Genomic DNA, 12,615 nt, shown 5'->3' with positions numbered 1-12,615 from the left:
GCGCCTAAACCTCGGCCAGCAAGCGCTCATAAGGAATACTCAAGCCTTCATGCAGGCGTTTGATCATCGCCAGGCTCAGCTTTCGCTTGTGATTCAGCACTTCGGACACGCGCCCGCTTGTACCGATAAAAGGCTCAAGGTCACGCGCAGTCATGCCCAACTGCTCCATACGAAATTTAATCGCTTCCACTGGGTCTGAAGCCGGCATTGGAAAATGTTCCGCCTCGTACTTCTCAATGAGTACGGCGAGGATTTCCAGTTCGTCACCCTCTGGCGAGTTGACGTGCGCTCCCCATAGCTGCTCGACGCGTGCGAGCGCCGCCGTGAGGTCTTCCTGGGAGTGAATAGGTTTGATGTTCATCACACGGTCTCCGCGTTGATCTGGTTGTATTGCGCATGGGTTCCCACGAAACGGACGAAACCCAGCTGTCGTTGATAGTCGATCGCCATGATCACTCGATATTTGTTGCCGCCCACGTTAAACACGACCCTGCCGGCCTTGAGAATGCTCGCCGTCCTGAGCGCTTCTTTGAGTGCCTGCGGCGTGGTGTAAGTAGTTTTCTCCAAGTGGCGATACAGCTCGACCAGCGGCGTTTTGGCCTCGCTGTACGCGGGATGGCTTTCCCAGAATATTCGTAAGGTAGAAAGAGCGATTATCCGCATCGCGGCAGCCTCCCAATATGGGAGATAATAGGCGTGGTTGAGTGGGTACGCAATCGCGGAAATAATTTCTGACGAGTAGGCATTCGCTTCATGTGATCCTTCACAAACGGCGGGTGGGCGGTAGGGGCTGGACGCTAACCTCCCGCTCACACGCCGTCGACGACCATTCTGATTCAGGTTTTTTCGGCGACTGGGCTCTGCGTCTGAACGCCAGGCAGATGGGCGCCGCTAGAGGTTTTCCAACGTGTGTAACAACACTCGCACCTTGGTCAGCGACTCCTGATACTCCGCCTCCCACTGCGAGTCCGCGACGATTCCGCCGCCGCCCCAGCAGCACACCTGCCCATCCTTGACCAGCAGACTGCGAATCGCGATGGAGCTGTCCATCTCGCCGCGTACATCCAGGTACACCAGCGAGCCGCAATACAAACCGCGGCGCGTCGGCTCCAGCTCGTCGATGATCTGCATCGCGCGGATCTTCGGCGCGCCAGTGATGGAGCCGCCGGGGAAGCTGCCGGCGATCAGGTCGAGGGCGTCCTTGTCGTCGGCCAGGATGCCGGTGACGCTGCTCACCAGGTGGTGCACGTTGGGGTAGCTTTCCAGGCTGAACAACTCCGGCACGTTCACCGAGCCCGTGCGGCAGGTGCGACCGAGGTCGTTGCGCAGCAGGTCGACGATCATCAGGTTTTCGGCGCGATCCTTGGGGCTGGCCAGGAGTTCGGCAGCCTGAGCTGCATCCTCTGCGGGCGTCAAACCCCGTGGGCGGGTGCCTTTGATCGGGCGCGTTTCGACTTGGCGTTCGCTGATCCTGACAAAGCGCTCCGGCGACAGGCTCACTACCGCGCCGTGATCCGGCAGGCTCTGGAAACCTGAAAAGGGCGTAGGGCAGGCTTCACGCAGCGCGCAGTAAGCCACCCATGGGTCGCCGCTGCACGGCGCCCGGAAGCGCTGCGCGAAGTTGACCTGATAGCAGTCGCCCGCCTGGATATAGTCCTGAATGCGCACGATGGCCTGGCGATAAGCCTCGGCGGTGAGATCGGGCGCCATCGGGCCATGCAGCCTGAAGGTGGCCGATGTGTGCGGGGCAGGCTGGCTGAACAGGTCGATCAACCGTTGTCGCTCGCTGTCGGCCTGCGCCGGGTGGAAGATCAACTGACTGGTCTGTGCCTGGTGGTCGCTGATCAGCGCCCAGGCATACAGCCCGAAGCGTGCATCCGGCAGGTGCAGGTCATCCACCGCCAGGTGTGGCATCTGTTCCAGGTGCCGACCGAAGTCGTAGCTCAGGTAGCCGATCAAGCCGCCGGCAAATGGCAGTTGCAAATCCGCCGGTATTGCCGCTTCACCCAGCTGCGTCAGGTTATCGCGCAAGCGTTGCAGGAAATCACGGCCGCTTTCGTCAGGCCTTACGGTCAGGGTTGCTTGTGGCCAGGCGCTGAGCACGTCATAACGCCCGCGTTCTGCGGCCGGGCGCCCGCTGTCGAGCAGCACCGCACCGGGGGCATGGCGAATCGCCGCGAAATAGTCGGCGGGGTTGGCGCGGTAGGGCAGCGAGTGTACGGAGCAGGTCGACATTGCGGGGCGGATCAGCGATTGGCGTGGGGGAGGCGATTGTAGTCCCCCGTAGGATTTGGTCCTAGAGGGGATGTCGGCGATAGACAGGTTGAAGCCCGGATCAGCCTTCGACGTGGGGTATGTGCCCAAACATTTCCTGCACAAACGTCACGCGCTCTTGCGGGGTTTCCGTCACGCCGGCGGCTTTCAGTGCTTCCAGGCGCGCTTCCACGGCGTGGGTGCGCAGGGTCAGGCCGCAGTCGTTGGCGATCTGGATATTCAGCCCCGGCCGCGCATTCAGTTCGAGGATCAGCGGGCCTTTTTCCTGGTCCAGCACCATGTCTACCCCGATATAGCCCAGCCCGCACAGTTCGTAGCAGCCGGCCGCCAGCTGCATGAAACCATCCCAGTTGGGCAGTTGCACACCGTCCACTGCGTTGGTGGTGTCGGGGTGTTTGGTGATGATGTTGTTCAGCCAGGTGCCGCGCAGGGTCAGGCCGGTGGCCAGGTCCACACCCACGCCAATGGCGCCCTGGTGCAGGTTGGCCTTGCCGCCGGATTGCCGGGTCGGCAGGCGCAGCATCGCCATCACCGGGTAGCCCATCAGCACGATGATGCGGATATCCGGCACGCCTTCATAGCTGATGCTCTTGAAGATCTGGTCCGGCACCACGCGGTATTCGATCAGCGCACGGTCCCGGTGGCCGCCCAGGGAATACAAGCCGGTGAGGATGCTGGAAATCTGGTGCTCGATTTCTTCATGACTGATGATCTTGCCGGACACGGTGCGATAGCGCCCTTCAAAACGGTCGGCCACCACCAGGATGCCATCACCGCCAGCGCCCTGGGCCGGTTTGATCACGAAGTCGTTGCGCCCGCCGATGATCGCGTCGAGCTTGTCGATTTCCTTCTCGGTGGAAATGACCCCGTACATTTCCGGCACATGGATGCCGGCGGCAATCGCCCGTTCCTTGGTGATGATCTTGTCATCCACAATCGGGTACAGGCTGCGCTTGTTGTACTTGAGCACGTAATCGGCATTACGCCGGTTGATGCCCATGATCCCCCGCGCTTCCAGGGCCTTCCAGGTCTTCCAGAAGCCGAACATTACGAGTCAGCCTTGAGGAAGGCCTTGAAGCGCACCAGCTCGGTCAGGCGGTAGCCGCGGTAACGACCCATGGCCAGCATGAAGCCCACCAGGATCAACAGGATCGCCGGGAAGGTAAACACAAAGTAGATCAGCTCCGGCACGCTCATGATGATGTGCGCCAGGGAGGCGGCGAACAGCGTACCGATCGCCACTTTCAGCGCATGGTTGGCGCCGCGCTCCTCCCAGGTGATCGACAGGCGTTCGATGGTCATGGTCAGGATCACCATCGGGAACAACGCCACCGACAGCCCGCGTTCCAGGCCGAGTTTGTGGCTGAACAGGCTGATGGCCGCAATCAGTACCACCACGAAGGTCAGCACCACCGATAGCCTCGGCAGCATCTGCAACTTCAAGTGTTCCAGGTACGAGCGCAGGGACAGGCCCAGCGCCGTGATAATCGTAAACAGGACGATGCCGAAGCCCAACTGCGTCTCGCGAAACGCCAGGGCGATCAGCACCGGGGTAAAGGTGCCCAGGGTCTGCAGGCCGATCAGGTTGCGCAGGATCAGAATCACCAGCACGCCAATCGGGATCATCACCATGATCATGAAGGTCTGCTGGGTTTGCAGCGGCAGGCCGTACAGCGAATATTCGAGGAAGTTGGCGTCGGTATTTTCGTCAGTCAGCTTGGCCAGGCGAATGGCGTTCATTTCGCTGTTGTTCAGGCTGAAGGTCACCATGGCTTTCTTGCCGCCATCGACCGTGATCAGGTTTTCATCGCCGGTCCACCACAACAGGCGGTCGGACGGCAGGCCTTGCTCGCCGGTTTCCGGGTTGAAGTACAGCCAGTCATTGCCGTTGAAACTGCGCAGCCACAGCTCCGGGGTTTGCGGTTGGTCGGCCACCAGGCGGATGGTGTGGACCTTTTCGATCGGCACGTGGGCGATCGACAGCAGCAGCTCGACGATCTTGGCCTTGTGCGGTGTCGACGGATCGCCGGCCAGCAGCAGCTTCACATTGTCGTCGTTGAGGTTGTTGGTACGCTTGATAGCCTCGCCGATAAAGGTCTCGACGTCCGCCGAGTGCTGGCGGATCGGCGCCAGCAAGGCTTCGGCGGCGATTTTCTCCGGGCCTTCGACTGCGATGCTGTCGCGGAAGGTCGGGCCCTTGACCTTGACCTTTTCACCGCTGTAACGCTTGGTCAGCACCAGTCGGTAATACAGGGTCTGCTTGCCTTTGGCTCGGCGTGCCGACCACGTCACCTTGCGGTTGCCGTCGGTGCGGTTGACGCTGACGCCGTAATTATTGGAGATGAAACTCTCATTGAGGCTGACGAAGTCGCGGCTCAGGGGCGGCACGAACATCGAGATCTTCACCGGGTCTTTGGGGTTGGCGACGAACTCGACCTTGGCGTCGATGTTCCAGAGGTCGTCGGTGGCGTCCTCGGTGACGGGGATGCCCAGCACGAAAATCTGGTAGGCGGTGACCGAAATACCCAATACCACCAGGATGGTGATAAGGATTTTCAGGTGCAGGGTCAGAGAGCGCATTCAGTTTACTCGGCGGTATGAGCGTCGGCGGCGCAGGCAGGTTTGCCCGCTGCGTATTTAAGACTGGGGTCGACCAGCGCATCAAAGCGTTTCAACGCTTCGGAGCCGATCAGCAGCGGGTATTGGAAGGCGCTGCGGTCAGTCAAGTTCACTTCGATGCTGCGTAAAGCGTTGCCCATGCAGATATCCAGGGCAATCACTGGGCGGGCGGTGTAGTTCTTGTCCTCATCGGGGTCGTAGTCACCGGCGCGGCGCTTGATCTTGCTGACGCGGGCCAATGGGCGTTCGATGGGGTGGGAATGGGCGGTGTCGATAGCCAGGTAGAAGCGCACCCAGGATTCGCCGTTACGCTTGAAGCGCTTGATATCGCGTGCGCTCAACGAGGCGGTCTTGGCGCCCGTGTCGAGTTTGGCCGCGACTTCCAGGTCAATGCCGGCCAATTTGGCGTATTCATTCAGGCCATACACGGTTTTCTCGGCGGCAGCACATAGCCCCGGCATAAGCCCTGGCAGGAACAGTAGGCAAATCAGAAGGAAGGGCTTGAGTCTCATAGATCCTGACGCGGTGCAGTGCGATGTTCAATTCATCAAGGCGACTGGCATTGCTGCGCAATCTCTAGTGCGCCGTTTCATCAAGTGATGTCAGGCAAAAGCGGCGGGCATTCTAACATGATGCTTTTTTGGCGCCAGCGCTGGCAGGCGGCCATGCCCGGGAGCGGGCAGAAGGGGTTATTAGACGATTGTCGACAATGTTGATTTATTCTTTGACTATCAAGGTCTGATTGGCTAGTTTTTGCGGCATTGCTTTTAAAGGTGTCAACAATATGCTGGATCAACTGGAAACCCCAGTGGTAGCGCAAGACGATTCCCAGACCATGTCCGAGAACGTCTTCCGGCGTATCCAGGCCGCCATCGTCAAAGGCGAAATCGCCCCCGGCAGCAAGATCTCCGAGCCAGAGCTGGCGCGCACCTACGGCATCAGCCGTGGCCCATTGCGTGAAGCGATCCACCGCCTGGAAGGTCAGCGTCTGCTGGTGCGCGTGCCCCACGTAGGCGCGCGAGTGGTGTCCTTGAGCCATGCCGAGCTGATCGAGCTCTATGAAATCCGCGAATCCCTGGAAGGCATGGCCTGCCGTTTGGCTGCCGAGCGCATGACCGATGCGGAAATCGAAGAGCTGCGCCAAGTGCTGCACACCCATGAGCGCGACGAAGCGTTCCAGGCGGGTGTCGGGTACTACCAGCAGGAAGGCGACTTCGATTTTCATTACCGGATAATTCAAGGTGCCGGTAATCGCACGCTGACCCAGATGCTCTGCGGCGAGCTGTACCAGTTGGTGCGCATGTACCGCATCCAGTTCTCTGCCACCCCCAATCGTCCACGCCAGGCCTTTGCCGAGCATCACCGCATTCTTGATGCGATTGCCGATCGCGACGGTGAACTGGCCGAATTGTTGATGCGCCGGCATATCGGCGCCTCCAAACGCAATATCGCCCGTCACTTCCCGGACGGCGCGCCCCAGACAGCCACTCAGCGAGGTGAGTCATGAGTTCCAACAATAAAACTACTCCAGGCCAGCGTTTCCGTGATGCCGTCGCCAGCGAACAGCCATTGCAAGTGGTGGGCGCAATCAACGCCAACCACGCGCTGCTGGCCAAGCGCGCCGGTTTCAAGGCCATTTACCTCTCGGGCGGCGGCGTCGCTGCCGGCTCGCTCGGTGTGCCGGACCTGGGCATCACCGGCCTGGATGATGTGCTGACCGACGTGCGCCGTATCACTGACGTGTGCGACTTGCCGCTGCTAGTGGACGTGGACACCGGGTTCGGTTCGTCAGCCTTCAACGTGGCGCGCACGGTCAAATCGATGATCAAGTTCGGCGCCGCTGCCATCCACATCGAAGACCAGGTTGGCGCCAAGCGCTGCGGTCATCGCCCGAATAAGGAAATCGTGTCCCAGCAGGAAATGGTCGACCGCATCAAGGCCGCCGTGGATGCGCGCACCGATGACAGCTTTGTGATCATGGCACGCACCGACGCCCTTGCCGTCGAAGGGCTGGAATCCGCCCTGGAGCGTGCCGCCGCCTGCATCGAAGCCGGCGCCGACATGGTGTTCCCGGAAGCCATCACTGAACTGGAGATGTACAAACTGTTCGCCGCCCGCGTGAAGGCGCCGATCCTGGCCAACATCACCGAATTTGGCGCAACCCCGCTGTACACCACCGAACAGTTGAAATCTGCCGATGTTTCCATCGTGCTGTACCCGCTCTCGGCGTTCCGTGCCATGAACAAGGCCGCCGAGAACGTCTACACCGCGATCCGTCGCGACGGCACCCAACAGAACGTGATCGACACCATGCAGACCCGCATGGAGCTTTACGATCGCATCGACTACCACACCTTCGAGCAGAAGCTCGACGCGCTGTTCGCCGCGAAGAAGTAAAGCCTGTGGGAGCGGGCCAGCCTGCTCCCATACGCGCCTCCCTGAATAACGACAAAATTGGAGAGAACCATGGCTGAAGCAAAAGTACTGAGTGGCGCTGGCCTGCGTGGCCAGGTGGCCGGGCAAACGGCACTGTCCACCGTAGGCCAGGCCGGTGCCGGCCTCACCTATCGCGGTTATGACGTGCGTGAACTCGCCGCCGACGCGCAATTTGAAGAAGTCGCCTACCTGCTGCTCTACGGCGAGTTGCCGACCAACGCCGAGCTGGCGGCCTACAGCAAAAAGCTGAGCACCCTGCGCGATCTGCCCCAGGCCCTGAAAGAAGTGCTCGAACGCATTCCTGCCGACGCCCACCCGATGGACGTGATGCGCACGGGTTGCTCGTTCCTGGGCAATATCGAGCCCGAGAAAGACTTCAGCGTGCAACGCGATGTCACCGACCGCCTGCTTGCCGCCTTCCCGGCGATCATGTGTTACTGGTATCGCTTCAGCCACGACGGCAAGCGCATCGACTGCGTGACCGACGAGCCCAGCATCGGCGGCCACTTCCTGCACCTGTTGCATGGCAAAAAGCCGAGCGCACTGCATGAGAAAGTCATGAACGTGTCGCTGATCCTCTACGCCGAGCACGAATTCAACGCGTCGACCTTCACCGCCCGCGTGTGTGCCTCGACCTTGTCCGACCTGTATTCGTGCGTCACTGCTGCCATCGGCTCCCTGCGCGGCCCGCTGCATGGCGGCGCCAACGAAGCGGCGATGGAAATGATCGAGCGTTTCGGCTCGGCCGAAGAGGCCGTTGAAGGCACCCTTGGCATGCTGGCGCGCAAAGACAAGATCATGGGCTTCGGCCACGCGATCTACAAAGACAGCGACCCGCGCAATGAAGTGATCAAGGGCTGGTCGAAAAAACTCGCCGACGAAGTAGGGGATACCGTGCTGTTCCCGGTTTCCGAAGCCATCGACAAGACCATGTGGGAGCAGAAGAAGTTGTTCCCCAATGCCGACTTCTACCATGCCTCGGCGTACCACTTCATGGGCATCCCGACCAAGCTGTTCACGCCGATCTTTGTGTGCTCGCGCCTCACCGGCTGGGCCGCGCACGTGTTCGAGCAGCGCGCCAACAACCGCATCATCCGTCCAAGCGCCGAATATATCGGCGTTGAGCAGCGCAAGTTCGTGCCAATCGAACGTCGCTGAGTGAAGTGACCGGCGATTCTGACGTGGTAACCGAATCAAAAATGTGGGAGCGGGCTTGCTCGCGAATACGGTGTGTCATTCAACACATCCGGCGACTGTTCCACCGCTTTCGCGAGCAAGCCCGCTCCCACATTTTGATCGCATTCCACCTCGGAGTCAGTCGGCACCTTGTGAACCTACCGTGACCGAGTCCTGACGATGAACACTGAATTTCGTAAACCGCTGCCCGGCAGCCGCCTGGATTTCTACGACGCCCGCGCGGCAGTCGATGCAATCCGCCCCGGTGCCTATGCCACCTTGCCGTACACCTCCCGCGTCCTCGCGGAGAACCTGGTGCGCCGTTGCGACCCGGCCACGCTCAATGCGTCCCTGAGCCAACTGATCGAGCGCAAGCGTGACCTCGACTTCCCGTGGTTCCCGGCGCGCGTGGTGTGCCACGATATCCTCGGCCAGACCGCTCTGGTCGACCTCGCCGGCCTGCGCGATGCCATCGCCCTGCAAGGCGGCGACCCGGCCCAGGTCAACCCGGTGGTGCCGACCCAACTGATCGTCGACCACTCCCTGGCCGTTGAAGCCGGTGGTGCTGACCCCGATGCGTTCGAGAAAAACCGCGCCATCGAGGACCGTCGCAACGAAGACCGTTTCCACTTTATCGAGTGGACCAAAAAGGCCTTCAAGAACGTCGACGTGATCCCGCCGGGCAACGGCATCATGCACCAGATCAACCTGGAGAAAATGTCCCCGGTGATTCAGGTACGTGACGGTGTGGCGTTCCCGGATACCTGCGTCGGCACCGACAGTCACACCCCGCACGTGGATGCCCTGGGCGTGATCGCCATCGGCGTCGGCGGCCTTGAAGCCGAGAGTGTGATGCTCGGCCGCGCCTCGTGGATGCGCTTGCCGGAAAGTGTCGGCGTGGAGCTGACGGGCAAGCTGCAACCGGGCATTACCGCGACCGACATGGTGCTGGCGCTGACCGAATTCCTGCGCAAGCAGAAAGTGGTGGGGGCATGGCTGGAATTCTTCGGCGAAGGTGCCTCGGCCCTGACTCTGGGCGACCGTGCGACCATCTCCAACATGGCCCCGGAATATGGCGCCACCGCGGCCATGTTCTACATCGACTCGCAGACCATCGCCTACCTGAAACTCACCGGCCGCGAAGACGAACAAGTCACGTTGGTTGAGCAGTACGCGCGCCACACCGGCCTGTGGGCGGATGACCTCAAAGGCGCGCAGTACGAGCGCGGCCTGACCTTCGACCTGTCCAGTGTCGTACGCAATATGGCCGGCCCGAGCAACCCGCACGCCCGCGTCGCCACCAGTGATCTGGCCTCCAAGGGCATCTCCGGGCAGTGGGACGAAGTGCCGGGGCAAATGCCGGATGGCGCGGTGATCATCGCCGCCATTACCAGTTGCACCAACACCAGCAACCCGCGCAACGTGATCGCCGCCGGCCTGTTGGCACGCAATGCCAACAGGCTCGGGCTGGCCCGCAAACCGTGGGTCAAATCTTCGCTGGCGCCCGGCTCGAAAACCGTGGCGATGTACCTCGACGAAGCCGGCTTGACCCACGAGTTGGAGCAGTTGGGTTTTGGTGTGGTGGCGTTCGCTTGCACCACCTGCAACGGCATGTCCGGTGCGCTCGACCCGGTGATCCAGCAAGAAATCATCGACCGTGACCTCTACGCCACCGCGGTGCTTTCCGGTAACCGCAACTTTGACGGGCGCATTCACCCGTACGCCAAGCAAGCATTCCTCGCTTCGCCGCCGCTGGTCGTGGCTTATGCGATTGCCGGCACCATCCGTTTTGACATCGAAAAGGACGTGCTGGGCCTGGATGCCGACGGTAAGGAAATCCGCCTCAAAGACATCTGGCCGAGCGATGAAGAAATCGACGCGGTGGTCAAGGCGTCGGTCAAACCGGAGCAGTTCCGTGCGGTGTACATCCCGATGTTCGCGATTCACGAAGACACCGGCCCGAAAGTCGCGCCGCTGTACGATTGGCGCCCGCAAAGCACTTACATACGCCGCCCGCCGTACTGGGAAGGCGCGCTGGCCGGTGCTCGCCCGCTCAAGGGCATGCGCCCGTTGGCGGTGCTGCCGGACAACATCACCACCGATCACCTGTCGCCGTCCAACGCGATCATGCTCGACAGCGCCGCCGGTGAATACCTGGCGAAAATGGGCCTGCCGGAAGTTGACTTCAACTCCTACGCCACCCACCGCGGCGACCACTTGACCGCGCAGCGCGCAACCTTCGCCAACCCGAAACTGTTCAATGAAATGGTGGTTGAAAACGGCAAGGTCAAGCAGGGTTCCCTGGCGCGTATCGAGCCCGAAGGCCAGGTCACGCGGATGTGGGAAGCCATCGAAACCTACATGGAGCGCAAGCAGCCGCTGATCATTATTGCGGGTGCCGACTACGGCCAGGGCTCGTCCCGCGACTGGGCGGCCAAGGGCGTGCGCCTGGCCGGTGTGGAAGCGATTGTCGCCGAAGGCTTTGAACGCATTCACCGCACCAACCTGGTGGGCATGGGCGTGTTGCCGCTGGAATTCCTGCCGGGCACCGACCGTCACACCTTGAACATTGACGGCAGCGAGACCTATGACGTGATCGGCCAGCGCACCCCGCGTGCGCAGTTGACCCTGGTGATCAACCGCAAGCATGGCGAACGTGTCGAAGTGCCGGTGACGTGCCGTCTGGACACGGCTGAAGAAGTGTCGATCTACGAGGCGGGCGGCGTGTTGCAGCGGTTTGCCCAAGACTTCCTGGAATCGGCGGCGACCGCCTGAAGAGGATAACCATGGCACACGCAGCGCAAATCAAGATCCCCGCCACCTATATGCGTGGCGGCACCAGCAAGGGCGTGTTTTTCAGCCTCAACGACCTGCCCGAAGCGGCGCAGGTGCCGGGTGCCGCTCGCGATGCCCTGCTGTTGCGGGTGATTGGCAGCCCCGATCCCTACGACAAGCAGATTGACGGCATGGGCGGTGCTACCTCCAGCACCAGCAAAACCGTGATCCTGGCCAAAAGCACCCGCGCCGAGCACGACGTGGACTACCTGTTTGGCCAGGTCTCCATCGACAAGCCCTTTGTCGACTGGAGCGGCAACTGCGGCAACCTCTCGGCGGCGGTGGGCTCTTTCGCCATCAGCGCCGGGTTGGTCGACCCCGCCCGCGTGCCGCACAACGGTGTAGCGGTGGTGCGGGTGTGGCAGGCCAATATTGGCAAGACCATCATCGCCCATGTGCCGATCACCGACGGCGCGGTGCAGGAAACCGGCGACTTCGAACTTGACGGCGTGACCTTTCCGGCCGCCGAAGTGCAGCTCGAATTCATGGACCCGGCGGCCGAAGAAGAGGGCGGCGGCGGCTCGATGTTCCCCACCGGCAACCTGGTCGATGACTTGGAAGTACCGGGGGTCGGCACCTTCAAAGCGACGCTGATCAACGCGGGCATCCCGACGATTTTCATCAACGCCGAAGACCTTGGCTACACCGGCACCGAGCTGCAGGGCGCGATCAACAGCGACCCCAAAGCCCTGGCGATGTTCGAAACCGTGCGCGCCTATGGCGCCTTGCGCATGGGCCTGATCAAACACCTCGACGAAGCCGCCCAGCGCCAGCACACGCCGAAGGTCGCGTTTGTGGCCAAGCCTGCGGATTACGTGGCGTCCAGTGGCAAGGCAATCAACGCCGGTGATGTCGACTTGCTGGTGCGTGCGCTGTCGATGGGTAAGTTGCACCACGCGATGATGGGCACGGCAGCCGTGGCGATCGGCACGGCGGCGGCAATTTCCGGCACGCTGGTCAACCTGGCCGCCGGCGGTGTTGAGCGTAACGCCGTGCGCTTCGGGCACCCGTCCGGCACCTTGCGCGTCGGCGCTGAAGCCAGCCAGGTGAACGGTGAATGGGTGGTGAAAAAAGCCATCATGAGCCGCAGTGCGCGAGTCCTGATGGAAGGTTTCGTGCGCGTGCCCGGCGACGCCTTTTAAAACCCTGCACCGTCCCCTTGTGGGGCGGGCTTAATTGGGGGGGCAACGCAATCCGCATTCAATTAGCAGGCAATCAGACCTGCCACACATGATCAACCCTGACCCTGAGGATGGAGCAACCCTAACCCACTTT

At 61.4% G+C, this 12,615-nt stretch carries 11 protein-coding genes; 5 read left to right on the top strand and 6 right to left on the bottom strand.

All coding sequences use genetic code 11. The features are described 5' to 3' along the window. Positions 1–4: 4 nt before the first annotated feature. The 6 genes from CPH89_RS02450 to rloA all read right to left on the bottom strand — a co-directional run bounded on the left by CPH89_RS02450 (position 5) and on the right by rloA (position 5,405). Positions 5–361, bottom strand: a complete 357-nt coding sequence (locus tag CPH89_RS02450; protein WP_053257499.1) for a helix-turn-helix domain-containing protein — start codon at positions 359–361, stop codon at positions 5–7. Next, positions 361–663 carry a type II toxin-antitoxin system HigB family toxin gene (locus CPH89_RS02445; protein WP_053257498.1) on the bottom strand — a complete coding sequence of 101 codons (303 nt, stop codon included), beginning with the start codon at positions 661–663 and terminating at the stop codon, positions 361–363. Before CPH89_RS02445 ends, CPH89_RS02450 begins: the two co-directional genes overlap by 1 nt. A gap of 228 nt (positions 664–891) precedes the next feature. Then, positions 892–2,235, bottom strand: coding sequence for an aminodeoxychorismate synthase component I (pabB, locus tag CPH89_RS02440; RefSeq protein ID WP_053257497.1), 1,344 nt, complete (start codon positions 2,233–2,235; stop codon positions 892–894). A gap of 100 nt (positions 2,236–2,335) precedes the next feature. Then, entirely contained in the window at positions 2,336–3,322 is a 987-nt protein-coding gene (locus CPH89_RS02435; protein WP_053257496.1) for an alpha-L-glutamate ligase-like protein, read from the bottom strand. After that, positions 3,322–4,854: an osmotic stress tolerance membrane protein RloB gene (gene rloB, locus CPH89_RS02430; RefSeq protein ID WP_053257495.1), complete on the bottom strand. Its 1,533-nt coding sequence runs from the start codon at positions 4,852–4,854 to the stop codon at positions 3,322–3,324. Before rloB ends, CPH89_RS02435 begins: the two co-directional genes overlap by 1 nt. 5 nt (positions 4,855–4,859) lie before the next feature. Then, the gene (gene rloA, locus CPH89_RS02425) at positions 4,860–5,405 is read right to left on the bottom strand and encodes a retropepsin-like aspartic peptidase RloA (RefSeq protein ID WP_053257494.1); all 546 of its coding nucleotides are present in this window, start codon (positions 5,403–5,405) and stop codon (positions 4,860–4,862) included. Positions 5,406–5,677: 272 nt separating this feature from the next. Here rloA and CPH89_RS02420 point away from each other — a divergent pair, with 272 nt between their 5' ends. From CPH89_RS02420 to prpF, 5 genes are all read left to right on the top strand, one after another. Next, the gene (locus CPH89_RS02420; protein ID WP_053257493.1) at positions 5,678–6,400 is read left to right on the top strand and encodes a GntR family transcriptional regulator; all 723 of its coding nucleotides are present in this window, start codon (positions 5,678–5,680) and stop codon (positions 6,398–6,400) included. Beyond that, a complete protein-coding gene (gene prpB / locus CPH89_RS02415; RefSeq protein ID WP_053257492.1) occupies positions 6,397–7,290 on the top strand; it encodes a methylisocitrate lyase in 894 nt (297 codons plus the stop codon). The genes CPH89_RS02420 and prpB overlap by 4 nt, the downstream gene beginning before the upstream one ends. Before the next feature lie 69 nt (positions 7,291–7,359). After that, complete coding sequence (prpC, locus tag CPH89_RS02410) at positions 7,360–8,487, top strand: bifunctional 2-methylcitrate synthase/citrate synthase (protein WP_053257491.1); 1,128 nt, start codon at positions 7,360–7,362, stop codon at positions 8,485–8,487. Between the two features lie 198 nt (positions 8,488–8,685). Then, positions 8,686–11,280: a Fe/S-dependent 2-methylisocitrate dehydratase AcnD gene (gene acnD, locus CPH89_RS02405; protein ID WP_053257490.1), complete on the top strand. Its 2,595-nt coding sequence runs from the start codon at positions 8,686–8,688 to the stop codon at positions 11,278–11,280. Positions 11,281–11,291: 11 nt separating this feature from the next. Continuing rightward, positions 11,292–12,482: a 2-methylaconitate cis-trans isomerase PrpF gene (gene prpF / locus CPH89_RS02400; RefSeq protein WP_053257489.1), complete on the top strand. Its 1,191-nt coding sequence runs from the start codon at positions 11,292–11,294 to the stop codon at positions 12,480–12,482. Positions 12,483–12,615 lie beyond the last annotated feature (133 nt).

The sequence above is a fragment of the Pseudomonas fluorescens genome (assembly GCF_900215245.1).
Taxonomy (GTDB): Bacteria; Pseudomonadota; Gammaproteobacteria; order Pseudomonadales; family Pseudomonadaceae; genus Aquipseudomonas; species Aquipseudomonas fluorescens.
Note: the sequence above shows the minus strand (reverse complement) of the source record. Positions and strands in the feature narration are given on the sequence as shown.

What these genes read in the sequence shown, in the direction of transcription:
- CPH89_RS02420 (WP_053257493.1), top strand. Translation starts at nt 5,678, where the DNA reads ATGCTGGATCAACTGGAAACCCCAGTGGTAGCGCAAGACGATTCCCAG.
- CPH89_RS02450 (WP_053257499.1), bottom strand. Translation starts at nt 361, where the DNA reads ATGAACATCAAACCTATTCACTCCCAGGAAGACCTCACGGCGGCGCTC.
- rloB (WP_053257495.1), bottom strand. Translation starts at nt 4,854, where the DNA reads ATGCGCTCTCTGACCCTGCACCTGAAAATCCTTATCACCATCCTGGTG.
- CPH89_RS02445 (WP_053257498.1), bottom strand. Translation starts at nt 663, where the DNA reads ATGCGGATAATCGCTCTTTCTACCTTACGAATATTCTGGGAAAGCCAT.
- pabB (WP_053257497.1), bottom strand. Translation starts at nt 2,235, where the DNA reads ATGTCGACCTGCTCCGTACACTCGCTGCCCTACCGCGCCAACCCCGCC.
- rloA (WP_053257494.1), bottom strand. Translation starts at nt 5,405, where the DNA reads ATGAGACTCAAGCCCTTCCTTCTGATTTGCCTACTGTTCCTGCCAGGG.
- prpB (WP_053257492.1), top strand. Translation starts at nt 6,397, where the DNA reads ATGAGTTCCAACAATAAAACTACTCCAGGCCAGCGTTTCCGTGATGCC.
- CPH89_RS02435 (WP_053257496.1), bottom strand. Translation starts at nt 3,322, where the DNA reads ATGTTCGGCTTCTGGAAGACCTGGAAGGCCCTGGAAGCGCGGGGGATC.
- acnD (WP_053257490.1), top strand. Translation starts at nt 8,686, where the DNA reads ATGAACACTGAATTTCGTAAACCGCTGCCCGGCAGCCGCCTGGATTTC.
- prpF (WP_053257489.1), top strand. Translation starts at nt 11,292, where the DNA reads ATGGCACACGCAGCGCAAATCAAGATCCCCGCCACCTATATGCGTGGC.
- prpC (WP_053257491.1), top strand. Translation starts at nt 7,360, where the DNA reads ATGGCTGAAGCAAAAGTACTGAGTGGCGCTGGCCTGCGTGGCCAGGTG.